This is a genomic window from Clostridium ragsdalei P11, assembly GCF_001675165.1.
Classification (GTDB): Bacteria; Bacillota; Clostridia; order Clostridiales; family Clostridiaceae; genus Clostridium_B; species Clostridium_B ragsdalei.
Map to the genome: position 1 here is coordinate 68,151 of NZ_LROS01000007.1, position 16,256 is coordinate 84,406.

Below are 16,256 nucleotides of genomic sequence, written 5' to 3' on the forward strand. Positions count from 1 at the left end.
TATAATTTAAATTTTTGATATAATAGTATATAAAGGAAATGAATAAATTTTTAATTTATTTAAGATGAAAGAAATTAAAAACAGGACAAAAAGTCGGAAGCAGTGCTCTGACTTTTTTTAAATAAATTAAATAAACGTTTTCATAAAATTATATTTATATTATCAGGGGGAGTGTAAATGAAAAATCTAAAAGTTAGGGGTAAAATAAATCTTTTAATAGTATGTATCATTTTGATTTTGAGTGCGTCAGTTCTTATATTAGTACATCATAATTTGATTAATATAACAGATGAAAGCTATTCCAATCAATTGAAGTCAAATTCTGGTATGGCTTTAAAGTTATTAGATGAAAAATACGGTGGAGCATGGAAAGAGAAAGACGGAAAATTATACAAGGGAAGTAAACTTATAAGTGGAGACACTAAATTTGTAGATTCTATAAAAGCGGAGACAGGTGAAGAAGTTACTATATTTTTAAAAGATACAAGGATTTCTACGACGGTAATGAACAAAGGAAATAGAGCTGTAAATACAAAAGTTTTATCTGAGGTTTCAAATAAAGTGTTGAAATCTGGAGAAGACTTTAGGGGAGAAACAAAAATATTGAATGTGCCTTATGAGGTAATATATAAACCCATCAAGGATAATGAAGGAAATGTACTGGGAATGTTTTTTATAGGCATTAGTAAAAGTGTAATAAATAATCAAATATTTGAAGTTTTTAAAAGCATAGGAATTATTGTGATACTAATAGCTATATTGTCTGTTATAGCAGCAAATATTTTTGTATCTAAGATAACTAAAGTATTACTTTATTCTGCAGGATATATGAACACTTTATCAAAAGGAGATTTTACTAAAGAAGTTCCTAGAGAATACTTGAATTATAAAGATGAAGGAGGAGTTTTAGCCAAAGGTATAGAAAGTATGAGAAAATCTGTGAATAATTTGTTGTATACTATTAGAAATGATTTTAAAACTATAGTTGATGAATCAAATAGCTTAGTTTTGATTTCTAAAGAATTATCTGGATCTTCAAGTGATGTATCCCAGACTATAAACCAGGTGGCTGGAGCAAATACAAATCAGGCACAAGAATTAGTTGCTGTAAATGAGGTTATAGATTCCTTTAGCAATGAATTGTCTAAGATAGTTGAGGATATAAATGAAATAGACAGAAGCTCTAATGAAATAGACAATATGGCAAAAGAAAATAGTGAAAAACTGCCTAATATAGAAAAGTCTATTACAAAGGTAAATGATTCTTTTAGAATGTTTAAGGACAATATAACGGAATTTAGCAGTAATGTGCTGAAAATAAATGACATAACTAATATTATAAACAGTGTTTCAGATCAAACTAACTTGCTAGCTTTAAATGCAGCTATAGAAGCAGCTAGGGCTGGAGAAGCTGGAAAAGGTTTTGCAGTTGTAGCAGAGGAAGTAAGAAAATTAGCTGCACAGACTAAGGAGTCTTCTACAAGTATAGATAGTTTAATTAAATTGCTTTCTAATAAAATAGTGGATATAGTAAAGGAAACTTCAGAGATGGACAATGAAATTGTAAATCAAACTAGTTCTATAAATGAATCTGTAGAAGCTTTTACTAATATAACTTATGCGGTTAATAATATAATGCCTAAAATTCAAAAAGTAAATAAATCTGTAGATAATCTAGAAAAAAGCAAAGATAAAATAGTGAGTAGTGTAGAAGAAACTTCAGCTACTGCAGAAGAGATGGCTGCATCTACTGAGGAAATAGCTGCTTCCAGTGCTGAAATGAGCAAGTCTGCAAATAAAGTATACGAAGTTGCAGAAAACCTTGAAAGTATGACAGAAAATCTTAAGGGCAATATAACTAAATTTAGAATAAATAATTAATGTATCAAAAAAATTAAATAGTTATCGTATACGTGCAAAATAAAAATGGCGGAACTTTAAGGTTCTGCCATTTTTATTTTAAGTGGATGATATGATATAGGTTATTATAGATACTGCTAATATTAATGCTATAAAAAAAATTGTAGTAGCAGTTTTTATATGCTTTTTATGCACTTCTATTGGAGAAAGTTGTTCTTTCATGGTATAGCTCCTTTTATTATGTGATTATAATAATAAATTTAATATCATTTATTATATGATTTAATTATATAATAAATAAATTGATATTTCAATATTATGAATTATTGTAAGATAATATATTACAAAATAATGTAGAATTGTATGTAATTAAATCTCAATATTAAGTTTGCCGTAACTTATTGACAGAAATATAAAAAAGGTGTTTAATATAACTGACCAGTCAGTCATATTAAATTAGGCATATTTATAAATTGCAAACTTTATACATTTTATTACATTTACAACATTAGTTTTATTTATAAAGTTTCAAGAGAGGAGATAGCATGAACTTTTTTAAAGTAGTATGGGGTGATATTCGTAATATACTTAGTAGTAAACTTATGCTGCTTGGATTATTTGCTATAATATGTATACCTCTTATATATGGAGGTATGTATCTTGCAGCTTTTTGGGATCCATATTCAAAAACAGAGAATATTCCAGTGGTTGTTGTAAATATAGATGAAGGTGGTAAAATTGACAATGAAGAAGTAAATTATGGAAATGATATTGTAAATAATTTAAAAGATAATAAAGATCTTAAATGGAAATTTTCTAAAGATCTTAAGAACTCCAAAGGGTATTTGGAACAGGGTAAGTATTATGCAATGTTTATTATACCAAAAGACTTTACAGAACATATGGTACAAGCTGATAAAGGAATTTTACAAAAACCTAATTTAATATTTATAACTAATAAGAAAAAAAATTATGTAGTAGGCCTTATATCTGATAAGGCAGCTATTGCAGTAAAAGATAGTATAAATAAAAGTATGATATATAATATTGGAATAAAAGTTTATGACAGTATGTATGAATTGAGAGATGGAATGGAAAGTGCATCTAATGGAACTTCCCAGATTAAAGATGGAGTTACGGATATGAAAGATGCTGTTCCATCTATGGGAAATGGTATGGACAAACTATATAATGGAGCTTCCACTTTAACCAATAAAATAAATGATGCTGCAGACGGAAGTAATGAGCTGAGGGATGGACTTGGAACTTTAAATGGGAAAATGCCTGATCTTATAGATGGGGTGAACAAGCTCTTAAAAGGTTCTGCTACTATAACTGATAAAATGGGAGATGCTGTAGATGGAAGTAAGTCACTTAGAAATGGAATTAATTCATTAAATGATAAAATTCCTGATTTATCGGATGGAATTGACAAACTTTATGATGGATCTACATCACTACAAGATGGACTTCACGAAATGGACGACAATATGCCTGATTTAGTGGATGGTGTGGGAAAACTTAAAGATGGGTCAAAGCAGTTAAAAGATGGACTTGATCAAGTTAAATCTGGAGTTGGAGATGCAGAAAGTACAGCTAAAAGTCAAATAGAAAAAAATAGGCAATATATTGTACAAAATGTTTACCCTGAAGTTCAGAGATTAACATATATTGCAAGTACTATAGATAAACAAATACCAGATAATAGTAGTTTAAAGCCAATATCTCAAATTATAATCTACAATTTGCAATTGCTGCAGGGACAATTGAAGGACTTGGCGGATGGTGGAGAATTAGATTATTCTAAGACAATGGGTACCCTAAATAATACAAATTCATACCTTCAAAGTGTTTCTACTAGTATAGAAAGCTTAATGGGTAAATTAGATAAAAGCAGCAATACATATGCTATTTGCAGTGAGCTTGATACTCAGGTGAAGTTTTTAGAAAGTACTGTAGACAATATAAAATCAGCATTAGAAAGTGCAAAACAACTTATAGATGGAATCGATAAGCTAGATGCGGGTGCAAAAAAATTAAATGATGGATTAGGTGAACTATATGATAAGACTGAAGATTTGAAAGATGGTACAGATACACTATATAATGGTTCTCAAAATTTAACAGATGGAATTGGCAGGCTTAAAGACTCTGTTCCAGAACTTAGTAACGGAGTTAATACCCTTTATGATGGCTCTGTAGATTTATCTGATGGATTATTTAAAATACAGGATGGTTCTAAAACTTTAACGGATAAATTGGGAGAGCTCAATAACAAGGTACCAGATGTTGAGTCAGGTGTTCAGAAACTTTATGATGGATCTACAGATTTGTCAGATGGACTTTTTAAATTACATGATGGTTCAGGTACTCTTAGAGATGGTATAAAAACTCTTAAAGATAAAATACCTGATTTACAAGATGGTGTAAATAAATTGTATGAAGGTGTGGCAGAGCTGCATGACAAATTGGCAGATGGCGCTGAAAAACTTTCAGATAAAATGGTTCCAAGCAGCAAGGACATGGGAAATTTTATGTCAAGTCCACTAAATGTAAAAGATAAGCCTTTATATGATGTAGGTGGATATGGGCAAGGACTGGCACCATACTTTATAAGTCTGGGAATCTGGGTTGGTGCGCTTTTGATGTTCTTTTTAATTAGTGAGAATGTAAATCCAAATTTAAAAATTAAGCTTCCTGCAAGGATTATAGGCAAATATCTTTCTTATTGTGCTGTAGGAACGATTCAAGCTGTACTTTTAAGTGCTGCAGTTATGGCACTTGGACTTAAGCCTTCTAATGTTACAATATATTTTGCCTTTAATATATTTCTGTCTTTTGTATTTATAGCTATAATACAAAATTTCGTATTTTTATTTGGGGATGCAGGAAGGCTTATGGCAATAATAGCCTTAATATTACAACTTACTTCCTCAAATGGTACATTCCCTGGAGAATTACTACCTAAATTTTTTGAAACTATAGGTCCGTTTTTACCTTTCACATATTCTATATCTGCCATGAGAGAGATAGATTGGGGAATAGACTATAGTGTCCTCCAAAATGATGTGATAGTGTTAGCTATATTTTTAGCAGCATCTTTAATTTGCTCTTTAGTATTCAAAAAGTATTCTATAAAGTTTAATTTAATTTTGGATCTTAGAGAAATTGAAGAGAAGGCCATGAAGGAAAATTTAAACAAGAATAAGCTTTCAACTAAAAAGTAAAATTTTATTGAAAAGAGGTGAATATATCGGAATATATTCCGGTATAAAATTATGAATAGGAGAAAGATATGTTTAATACTTGCAATTACTTTTGTATGTTCATGTTGTCCCCCCTTAGTATCTAAAGTATATGCACGGGACTATAATGGTGATTCAAGTTTATATTATGAGGGTATAGACAGTGGTATAGTTTTTCCAGATAAAAATTTGGATAAAGCTATAAGGGAGAAACTTAATAAAGTAAATGAGCCTATAACTATAAGTGACCTTTCAGGTATAACTAAACTTAGTATAAGAAATAAGGACATAAGAAGTTTAAGCGGACTTGAGAGGTTAAATAATCTAGAAAGTTTAGATTTAAGCTTTAATAAAATAGAAGATTTGACTCCTATAGCTAATTTAAAACAACTTAATACTTTATATCTATATGAAAATAAAATAGAAAACTTAACACCTCTTGCACATTTAAAACATCTTGAAAAATTAAATGCATCAAATAATGAAATTAAAAATATAGATCCACTAGCAGGAAGGGACTCCTTGAGAGAACTTACTTTAAGTAGCAATAAAATTGAAAATTTAGGAGCACTGTGGAGTTTAAATGGATTAAAGACTCTTATGCTAGATGATAATAAAATATCAGATGTAGTATATTTAAAGCATCTTTGTAATTTGCAAAGTTTGTACCTTTCTAAAAATAATATAAAGGATGTAACCCCTTTAAATAATTTGACAAACTTAACTAAGCTATATTTAGATCAAAATCCATTTAATGATGGTAAACCACTTTTAGAACTTAAAAATCTTAAAAGAATATCTTTAGATAAAGATAAGATTGACAATATAAAAGATTTTAATAACAGCAAATTTGAAGATTTAGTATGGCTTAAATATGACGGACAGGAAATAACTGATTTTGATAAATTAAATAATATAGTGGATGATGCCAATGTAGAAGTTACATTTAAAGATACTAATTTGGAAAAAGCAATTAGGGATAAAATAGATAAGCCTTCTGGAAGTCTTTATAAATATGATGTGGAGTTTATAAGCGATTTGGATTTGTTTGATAAAGGGATAAAGGACCTTTCTGGCATAGAAAATTTAGCAAGGCTGAAATCTTTAAATTTGAGTAAAGATGACATAGTAGACTTAAGCAATATAAAATATCTGGACAACTTGGAACAGTTGTACCTAAACGGAAGTAAAATTGAAAAACTAGACGATTTGGAAGATTTAACTAGCCTAAAGAAGCTGCAGGTATGTGGAGCAAAAATTTCAGATATAAGTCCTATTGAAAATTTGACAAAACTTGAAACCTTGAATTTAAGTGATAACGATATAACGGATATAGAAAGCCTTAAAGATCTTAAAAATTTGGAAAGTTTGGATTTGAGTAAAAATCATATTACAGATATAGATAGCTTAGAGAGTTTGGTAAATTTAACTTCCCTTTCATTAGATGAAAATAATATATCCAGTATAAATTGTACTGCTTTTATGCCTGAACTTGAAACACTGTCCATAAATAAAAATAAAGTAACTTCTTTGATTCCTTTAAAGAGCAATACAAAACTTACTAGGCTATTAGCAGATGAAAATAAACTCACAAGTTTAGAGGGTATAAATTCTACAGTTAAATTAAAAGAAATACGCGGCGACTCAAACAAAATAAAGGATATAAGCGCATTAGAGAAATTAAACGATTTACAACTTGTAAGTCTTATAAAAAATGAAATAAGTGATATAACATCACTTAAAAATGCAAAGAGCATTCAAAGTTTATACCTTTCAAATAACAAAATAAGTGACATAGTACCTCTTTCAGAAATGGACAATATGGTAAGATTGTATCTGGATAGTAATAAAATAAGTGATATAGCTCCACTTTCAAGCATGAAAAATCTAAAGACCTTGTACTTGAGCAAGAACGATATAACAAGTATATCAAAGCTTGGGAACCTTACAAAGCTTGAGACTTTGGATGTAGGAGATAACAGCATTTATGATATAAGTCCTATAAATAGCATGAGGTCACTTAAGAATTTGACTCTTACAAATACTGATGTACCTAAGTATATAATAAATTCAATATCTAAAGACATAGATGTAACGGATTAAGGCATTTGAAAGAAAATATCATAGCATACTGACTAGTTATTTCTTTGAAAATGCCTAAGTCCTATGTTTTTAAGAAGGAGGTAATTTTGTGGATAGAGATAAGATTAAAATTTCAATATGTGCTGCAGGAATAATAGCTTGTGTATATAGTACTTCAGCTTTAGCAGGTCCCACAAGAATAGAGGATACAAATGCTATATTTAATAAGGTATTTGGAACTAACATACAAAACACGAATAATATACAATTTAAAGATGAAAATTTAAATAAGGCTGTACGGGAAGCAATAAATAAACCTGAAGGAAATATCACTAAAAATAATGTATATGCTTTAACTAAACTTGATATAGAAGGCAAAGGAATAAAGGATATTTCGGGAATCGAGTATTTGGAAAATCTTAAAACTTTAGATTTGAGCAATAATGAAATAGAAGATATATCTTCTATTAAATACCTTAAGTATCTTGAAAAATTAAATCTATATAAAAATAAAATATCAGATTTAACTCCTCTTGAAAAGTTATATAAATTAGAGAGAATTGTTTTAAGAGATAACAAAATTAAGACTATAGAGCCTCTTTCAAAATTGAAAAATTTAAAGGAAATTGATTTATCAAAGAATCAGATAAATAATCCTAGCTATCTTAAAGATTTAAAGAAACTAAAAACAGTAAATCTAGAGAACAATGTTATAGAAGATGGAGAAAAAGTTAAGGATTTAACTAATGTTAGTACCCTTATTTTAAGTAAAAATAGTATTGATGATATAGAAGATTTAGAAGATTTAAAAAATGTAAATGTACTTTACCTTGATGAGAATCCGTTTACAGAAATAAGCCCCCTGAAGGATCTTCCAAATTTAAAAAAACTTAATTTGGACAAGGATAAAATAAGTGACTTAAAGGAGCTAAAAAAATTTAAAAAATTGCAGTGGGTAAAATACAGAAACAAAGAAATTTATAGTATGGACAATTTAAATGAGTTAGTAGAAGATCCAAATGTAGTAGTAACCTTTAAAGATGCTAGTTTAGAAAGAGAAATTAGAAATAAAATTGAAAAAACTGAAGGAGATATTAAAAAGGGAGAACTTGACAATGTAGTAGAATTAAATCTTTGGGATAAAGGTATTACAGATCTTTCAGGAATAGAAAATTTAACAGATCTTAAAGTATTGAATATAGGTAAAAATAGAATATCTGATTTAACCCCTTTAAAGGATTTAGAAAGTTTACAAAATCTATATATTACAGATACTGATGTGAGTGCTTTAGATCCAATTAAAGATTTAACTAATCTTACTTGTATAGAAGCTACAGATACGAGTATTTCAAATATTTCTTGTATTAAAAATTTGGTTAACTTGAAAACCTTAAATTTAGGAAACACAAATGTATCTTCACTTTCAGGAATAGAAAATTTTTCAGATTTAGAGTCGCTGGATGTGGATAAAACTAAAGTTTCAGATTTATCTCCACTGAGTTATCTTTTAAATCTCACAGATTTGAATATAAATGAAGATAAAGTAAGTGATCTCAGTCCAATTTCAAAACTTAAGGATTTGGAAAGATTATCTGCAAATAAAACTAGTATAAGTACTTTTGAATCCCTAAATAATCTTACAAAGTTAAAGTGGATTACTGTTTGTGACAGTAATAATCTTACAACTATTAGTGGACTTGAAAATTTAACTGAACTTAAGGAACTAAGATTAGATAATGATAGTATAAAAAATATAGGTGTTTTATCAAATTTGAAAAGTTTAGAGACTTTGAGCTTAAAGTCAAATTATATAAGTGATATAAGTCCTCTTTCTAATCTAATTTATATGAAAAACTTATACTTATATGGTAACAACATAAGTAATATAAATTGTCTTGAAAATATGAAATATCTTATGAGGTTATATATCGATAAAAACAGTATAGGTACCATAAGTGAAGTTAGAGGAATGAAGGATCTGAAAACTTTATCTTTTGGAAATAATTTAGTTTCGGATTTGTCTCCTGTATCATCTCTTTATAATTTAGAGAGTATTGATGCTAGTGATAATTATATATCTGATATAAGTGCAGTTAACTCTTTAGATAAATTAAAAGATCTTATAATAACTAATGACAAGGTTCCTGAAGGCCAAATTAATGCCCTATCCTCCCGAGTGACAGTAAGTAAATAAGATAAATTTCAATGGAAGTAAATGTTCAATAATGATATAATTATTTCATTAATTATAGAGTTTCTAGCTTGAAAGTTGAATTATTCTCCGAATATTTTTACAACCTTCAGTCCGTTAAATATTTTGATAAGTGTAAGTAAAAAATATTTAAATGTGCTTCATTATTGTAAAAATATCTCTGCGAATAAGTTCAAGCTTCAATTACAACCTATAATAATTTTGGGAGGATTACTATATGAAAAGTAACTCAATGAGAAAATTAGATATGAGATTATATGCAAAAAATTTATTTGTGGTATTTTGGACTGTATTTTTTTTACTTGGCTTTTCATTTACGGCAGCGGCAGCGGACTCGTCACAAGTACTAAATGAAGTGAAAAACGATATTAAAACTTATTATGTAGGCAATATACCAGACGGGGTATTAAATGCATCTAGTATAGATGAAGCACTGAAAAAACTTAATGATCCATATACTGAGTATTTTTCTAAAGAAGAAGAAACAAATTTTTTAAATTCCATAAATAATAAAATCTATGGAATAGGCATATATATGTCTCAGGTTCCTTCAGGGATAAAAATAGATTCTGTAGTTGCAAATTCTCCAGCAGAAAGTGTGGGACTTAAGGAAGGGGATATTATAATTTCGGCCAATTCCCATTCACTTGCCAATATAACACTTGATCAAGCTTCTTCATATATTAAAGGAGACGAAAATACAAATGTTAATCTTGTAATTCAAAGGCAGGACAGGGTATTAAGCTTTTCTGTAAAAAGGGGAGAGGTAAGTATCCCAATAGTAGATGGAAAAATGTTGGATAGTAATACTGCATATATTCACATAGCATCTTTTGGAGAAGACACATCACAAAAGTTTAATGAAAAGTTAAAAGAGCTTCAAGCAAATAAGCCTGCAAGGTACATAATAGACCTGAGAGATAATGGTGGAGGATATATGGATTCTGCCCTAAATGTAGCAGGAAATTTCATAGGAAAAAATTTAGCACTTATAGTTCAAAATAAAAGCGGTGAAAAAATAGGCTACCTGGCAGGAGAACAACAAAGTATGATAGACAAGCCTACTATATTTTTGGCAGATAAATATACTGCCAGTGCTTCTGAAATACTGTCTGCAGCAGTGAAGGACTATAAAAAAGCTTTTTTTATAGGAAATACTACTTATGGAAAAGGTGTGGCACAGCAGATGTTTGACCTTTCAGATGGAGGAGCATTGAAGTTAACTGTAGAAAAATTTTATTCACCTGCAGGTAATACAATACAAAAAGTAGGAATAAAACCTGATTTTGATACAGGTAATGAGAATTCTTTGGCAGTAGCGCAATTATTGTCAGGACAGTGTAAAGATGGAACAGACCAGCAAGGACTTCTAAAAGTTACAATAAATAATGAAAAATTTTATATAGATTTAAGTATTGCTAAAAATGAGGAATATTGGTCTGCTTTTAAGTATATAGTGAATAATATAGATAGATCACAAATTTGTATAGGCACTAAAGATGGATGGGAAAAGGTTCCGGAAGAATACTTTAGCAATATATATAAGTTTTTTTATCCAGAAGATAAGGTTTTAGATACAATGCAGCAGGTGTCACAGGACAAAGCATTTACTGTGATTTTTAACAAAAAAATAAGCTCTGATATAAAGGATAAAATAAATATGGAAATTATAAATGGTACTACTGGTAAAAGGGTTGCTTTTAAAATAGGCAGCGTAGAAGACAACAAAGTAGTTATTGTGCCACAGGAAAAATTAGAAAAAGGAAAGACCTACTATATAAAGGTTAAAGACACTATAAAGCCAGTTACTGTTAAAAATTAATGAAAGGTGAAAAATGGAAACAACTCATAGACTTTCTTCATTTGAATATAAGGTAATAAAGAAGAATATAAAAAACATAACTATTAAAATTAATGAAAAAGGTGAAGTATATGTAATATCGCCTCTTAATGTTAGTTATCTATCCATAGAGGAGATAGTTAAGAATAAAATAGAATGGATACAAGAAAATATAAAAATTACAAAAAATAGAATTTACAATATGAAGTCCATGGGTTTGTTAGATGGGAAAAAACTTTTATGGATGGGCAATTTTTTAAAAATAGAAATGAATCAGGCAGATATAAAAAAATGTTATGTAGAAATTGCAGGAGATAAAATTATAGTTTATGGCAAAGCTGTATTATTAAAAAATGAAGAAAATATTAAAAAGAGCATATGCGAATTTTATAAACAAAGGGCTAGGGTGATTTTTAGAGAACGGGTGGATATTTATCACAAGAGCCTAAATGTTTATCCAAAAAAAATAACAATTAGGTGTCAGAAGACTAGATGGGGCAGCTGTTCCTCTAATGGAAATATTAATTTAAATTATAAAATTTTAATGGCACCTATAGAAATTATAGATTATGTAGTTGTGCATGAACTTTGCCACCTTGTACATATGGATCATTCTAGAGACTACTGGAGATTAGTGGAATCTATAATTCCACAATATAAAAACAGAGGAAAATGGCTTAAATGTAATGGATATATGCTTAACTTTCCTCAAAAATACATATGAGCAGTAAGCAAACTTGTAGACATTAGAAAAATAATAAAGTAAAATTAAGTAAGTTATTATAAGTAATTTTAATTGCGAAAGGAAAATAATATGAAATTTTATTTTTTACTTTTGATTGCAGTGGCACTTTCTTTAGATGCCTTTGGTGTCTCACTGTGTGTGGGATTGAATGGTTCAGTGGAGAAAAGAAATAAGTTTCAACTTTCTTTTTCATGTGGATTTTTTCAGTTTCTTTTTGCTATATGCGGTGCCTATGCAGGGTTTCTATTTAATACATATATTGCATCTGTTCCCCAGGTAATTGGAGGAGCATTAGTATCTATAGTAGGCATCCTTATGGTTAAAGAGGGTTTTGCCAGTAAAGGGGAATGCATACTCATTAAACCAGGAATGATTCTAGTGCTTGGAGTTTCAGTAAGTATTGATGCACTAGTAATAGGATTTACAACTTTAAATAATATAGCAAATAGGGTGGATCTATTTATTAGCACTGTGTTTATAGGCTTAATTACCTTTATTATGTGTTTGTTTGCTTTTTTTATTTCGAAGTACCTCCAGAAAATACATATTGTAAGTAAATATGCAGATTATATAGGGGGAGTAATACTTATTATATTTGGTATTAAGATGATGTTTTTTAAGTGAAAATTTGGGGTGAATTTATGGATGTAGAAAAGTACTTGAGAAAACGTAGAATAAAAGTTACAAAAGCAAGATTGAATATTTTAGATATATTATCTAAGAGTGAAAATGCTATAACTGTTGATAATTTATTTGAAAAGTGTAGAGAAAGAAACATAAATGTAGATTTATCCACTATTTATAGATCCTTAGAATTGTTTGAAAATAAGAAAATTGTTAGAAAATTTGATTTGGGTGAAAATAAATATAGTTATGCTATAATGAAAAAAAAACATAAGCATATATTGGAGTGTAAAATATGTCATAAAGAAGTAGAAATAGACTGTCCTATGCAGCAAATAGAGGAAATTATAAAAAGCAAAACGGGTTTTGTATTTGAGGACGAAGAACTGGATTTTAAATTAAATGGAATATGTGCAGATTGTAGAAAGAGAAAAAGTAGTAAAAACTAAAGAGTTTTATTTTAAAGTTATCTGTGTGGGATATACTTTTTTTATTTTCCACACTCCTCTGGTGTTTTTTTGTATAAATACAGTATATTTTAGTTTTTCGTAGGGCATTTTAGTAGACATACCAGAAACTTTAATAAATGCAACTGTTCCATTGGAAAAATACATATTTATATCCCCCATGTTGCACAGCTTATATTTATTAAAAATGCCGGTAGTAAAATAATTTTTAACTGCGTAGTTAATATCTCTACACTTATATGATACATATACTTTTTCTACTATTGTAACAGCAAGTAAAATACTTATAAATATAATCATAAATTTTTTCATAATTTTCCTCCACATAATGGAAATAATGTTTTAATATTATAATATACAAATTTACAAAATAAGTAAATACTTATTTTTATTTATATAGAAAAATATTTTCTAGAGTTAGGATTTATGTGGAAGTTAGGTCATTTTTAATTTTAAATTATTTAAATTTTTATGGTTGTATGGTATTATTTTATTAAGAAATATTACAATGTAAAACTTTATTGGGGTGAAATTATGAGGCTAGAATTTATAGATAGGGTTATGGAAGAAGATGTACTTGGAAAGAGCATATTAACCTGTGAAGGACAAGTTTTATTACGAGCAGGAGTAAAGTTGAATAGTAACTATATAGATAAATTAAAAAATTAGGTGTATTTTATGTATATGTCGAAGATGAAAGATTAGAAGATGTATATGTCGAAGATGAAAAATTGGCACAGCTTAAACAGTCTACTATGAAAAGTATGTCAAAAGTAATGGTAAATTTAAATAATTACAATGAAAAAGGATTAAGACAATCTTTAAAAACAGTAGAAGAAATGATTAATTATATAGTTGATGTTGGAGATGTAAATAAAAGTCTTTATGACATACAAACGTATGACAACTATACTTTTGTTCACTCAATAGATACTTGTGTTATGGCTTCTTTTTTAGGAATTTCAGCAGGATACAGTGGATTTAATATAAAGGAACTTGGTGTGGGAGCTATCTTACATGATGTAGGAAAGACAAAAGTGCCTATAGAGATATTGAACAAAAAAGGTAAGTTAACAGATGAAGAATTTGCTGAAATAAAAAAACATCCCCTACATGGTTCAAAAATCTTAAAAAAAGTTTTTGGTACATACAGTCCTATAATTAAAATAGTTGAACAGCATCATGAGAGAGTTGATGGCAGAGGATATCCTTATGGACTTAAGGATAAACAGATAACAAATTTTGCAAAAATGGTTTGCATATGTGATGTATATGATGCTGTTAGTAATGATAGGTGTTATAGAAAAAAATTTCGCCCTAATGATGCTTATGAACTCGTACTTTCAGGCAGTGGAACTAGTTTTGACCAGGAAATAGTAGCCCATTTCAAAAATACATTTGCTGTTTATCCACTTGGATGCTGCGTTAAGTTATCAAATGGAGTCAAGGGGTATGTTGTAAGGCAAAACAGAGGATTTCCTGATAGGCCGGTGATAAGGGTATTACAAGATCCTGAAACTGGAGATAACATATCAGGTTATGAAGTCGATCTACTTAAAAATCTAAGTGTAATCGTAGAAGAAATAGTATAATATAACATATACAGCGTATTATAAATGTGGAAAATATTAATAACTTAACTTTTGTACATAAGAAATTAACATAATATAAAAATATTGAGAAACAATATTTTTAATTAATAGTTAAGAATGAAGAATTAATAGTTAATGTGGATTTTTTCCGTTACACTACCAAAAATCTTTGATTAAGCTTTTCACCCCTCGTTTCGCTAAAACGAAACATTGTTGATTTGTATAAATTTAAAGATTTTTTGCGATAGCTAAAAATCATCCTTTACTATTAATTTTTCATTATTAATTCTTAACTTGCGAAGCTTTGCTTCGCAAAGTTCTTAAACTGCGAAAGTTGAGCTATACTTATCGGTGTATTCGTTTTTTTGAGGAGAAAAATATGAGTTCATATATTGATAATTTAATAGACAAGTTATGCAAGAACTATAATTTTAATATTATAGAACTAGAAGGTATAAATGGAATATGCAGTAGATGGGCGTTATGCAGAGAGCAAAATTCTATTATGCAAGTAGTTTTCTTTTCTAAGATGGAAAGTTATAGAAATATAAATGTTGAAGATATAAAGTTACGTTTAAAAAATCTGTTTGACAATAAAAGTGTAAGGCTTGTACAAATAGTGTTAGATAGGGGAGAACATGCCACAGTGGATAAAAATAATAATCCACAATGTGGATTAATTTTTTTAAATCCTTATTTAAATCAAATAACTTTGTATACTCCTGATTTGAAGGAGTTAGCTAAAGAAATATATAATTGTATGATTTATGCAAAACAAAGTACTTTAGCAAATAAACAGTCAAAAAATATATATAAAATGAAAGACTTAATTGTAACGTGGATTATAATAGCTTTAAATGTTGCGGTATATGCAGTAACAGCATACCTTTCTGGGAATGTATTTGATAGTGATGTAAATGTACTTGTATTTATGGGAGCTAAAGTTAACTCACTTATAGCTTCAGGACAATATTATAGGCTTTTTACTTGTATGTTTTTACATGCCGGAATAGTTCATTTAGGAGTAAATATGTATTCACTTTATATAATGGGTTCTTTTGTTGAGAAAGTGTATGGTAAAGTTAAATACATAGTGCTGTACCTTATATCAGGTTTAGTTTCTTCAGTATTTAGTTTTATGTTTTCGTCCTCTATTTCAGTAGGAGCTTCAGGAGCAATATTTGGACTTTTAGGTGCGGCATTGGTATTTGCTATAAAAATGAAACATAAAATTGGTAAGGAATTTTTAATGAATGTATTATCTATAATTGTGGTAAATCTAATAATAGGATTTTCTATAGCAAACGTAGATAACTTTGGACACTTAGGAGGACTTGTAGGAGGAATAGTCATAACATATTTATTGGGCAATGTAAAAAACATCGCCCAATAAATAGCTTTTACAGTTTAAGCAAATTGCAAAGCAATATTTTTAATTAATAGTTAAGAATGAAGAATTAATAGTTAATGTGGATTTTTTTCCGTTACACTACAAAAAATCTTTGATTAAGCTTTTCACCACTTGTTTCACTAAAGTGAAACATCGCTGATTTATATAAATTTAAAGATTTTTTGCGACAGCTAAAAAT

Annotated in this window: 11 protein-coding genes and 1 pseudogene; 10 read left to right on the forward strand and 2 right to left on the reverse strand. The window is 28.8% G+C overall.

What is annotated here, in order from left to right:
* The first annotated feature begins 177 nt into the window (after positions 1 to 177).
* Entirely contained in the window at positions 178 to 1,881 is a 1,704-nt protein-coding gene (locus tag CLRAG_RS03555; RefSeq protein WP_065077114.1) for a methyl-accepting chemotaxis protein, read from the forward strand.
* Between the two features lie 78 nt (positions 1,882 to 1,959).
* Here CLRAG_RS03555 and CLRAG_RS21215 read toward each other — a convergent pair whose 3' ends face one another.
* Positions 1,960 to 2,082 carry a hypothetical protein gene (locus CLRAG_RS21215; protein ID WP_275507568.1) on the reverse strand — a complete coding sequence of 41 codons (123 nt, stop codon included), beginning with the start codon at positions 2,080 to 2,082 and terminating at the stop codon, positions 1,960 to 1,962.
* A gap of 323 nt (positions 2,083 to 2,405) precedes the next feature.
* On the opposite strand from CLRAG_RS21215, the gene CLRAG_RS03560 reads away from it, so the two are divergent.
* The 7 genes from CLRAG_RS03560 (at position 2,406) to CLRAG_RS03590 (ending at position 13,057) form a co-directional block, all read left to right on the forward strand.
* Positions 2,406 to 5,087, forward strand: coding sequence for a YhgE/Pip domain-containing protein (locus tag CLRAG_RS03560; protein WP_065077115.1), 2,682 nt, complete (start codon positions 2,406 to 2,408; stop codon positions 5,085 to 5,087).
* A gap of 51 nt (positions 5,088 to 5,138) precedes the next feature.
* Positions 5,139 to 7,208, forward strand: a complete 2,070-nt coding sequence (locus CLRAG_RS03565) for a leucine-rich repeat domain-containing protein (protein WP_065077116.1) — start codon at positions 5,139 to 5,141, stop codon at positions 7,206 to 7,208.
* Positions 7,209 to 7,296: 88 nt separating this feature from the next.
* Positions 7,297 to 9,381, forward strand: coding sequence for a leucine-rich repeat domain-containing protein (locus tag CLRAG_RS03570; RefSeq protein WP_065077117.1), 2,085 nt, complete (start codon positions 7,297 to 7,299; stop codon positions 9,379 to 9,381).
* Positions 9,382 to 9,616: 235 nt separating this feature from the next.
* Positions 9,617 to 11,221: a S41 family peptidase gene (locus CLRAG_RS03575; protein WP_065077118.1), complete on the forward strand. Its 1,605-nt coding sequence runs from the start codon at positions 9,617 to 9,619 to the stop codon at positions 11,219 to 11,221.
* Between the two features lie 13 nt (positions 11,222 to 11,234).
* On the forward strand, positions 11,235 to 11,963 hold the full coding sequence (locus CLRAG_RS03580; protein ID WP_065077119.1) for a M48 family metallopeptidase: 729 nt from the start codon (positions 11,235 to 11,237) through the stop codon (positions 11,961 to 11,963).
* Between the two features lie 90 nt (positions 11,964 to 12,053).
* Entirely contained in the window at positions 12,054 to 12,608 is a 555-nt protein-coding gene (locus CLRAG_RS03585; RefSeq protein ID WP_065077120.1) for a manganese efflux pump MntP, read from the forward strand.
* A 17-nt stretch (positions 12,609 to 12,625) separates the two neighbouring features.
* The gene (locus tag CLRAG_RS03590) at positions 12,626 to 13,057 is read left to right on the forward strand and encodes a Fur family transcriptional regulator (protein ID WP_065077121.1); all 432 of its coding nucleotides are present in this window, start codon (positions 12,626 to 12,628) and stop codon (positions 13,055 to 13,057) included.
* 6 nt (positions 13,058 to 13,063) lie between these two features.
* On the opposite strand, the gene CLRAG_RS03595 is transcribed toward CLRAG_RS03590, so the two are convergent.
* On the reverse strand, positions 13,064 to 13,387 hold the full coding sequence (locus CLRAG_RS03595; protein WP_065077122.1) for a hypothetical protein: 324 nt from the start codon (positions 13,385 to 13,387) through the stop codon (positions 13,064 to 13,066).
* 222 nt (positions 13,388 to 13,609) lie between these two features.
* On the opposite strand from CLRAG_RS03595, the pseudogene CLRAG_RS03600 reads away from it, so the two are divergent.
* Positions 13,610 to 14,667: pseudogene (locus CLRAG_RS03600) on the forward strand (HD-GYP domain-containing protein).
* 379 nt (positions 14,668 to 15,046) lie between these two features.
* Positions 15,047 to 16,060 (forward strand): rhomboid family intramembrane serine protease, encoded by a 1,014-nt coding sequence (locus CLRAG_RS03605; RefSeq protein ID WP_065077123.1) that lies wholly within the window; start codon positions 15,047 to 15,049, stop codon positions 16,058 to 16,060.
* Positions 16,061 to 16,256: the final 196 nt, after the last annotated feature.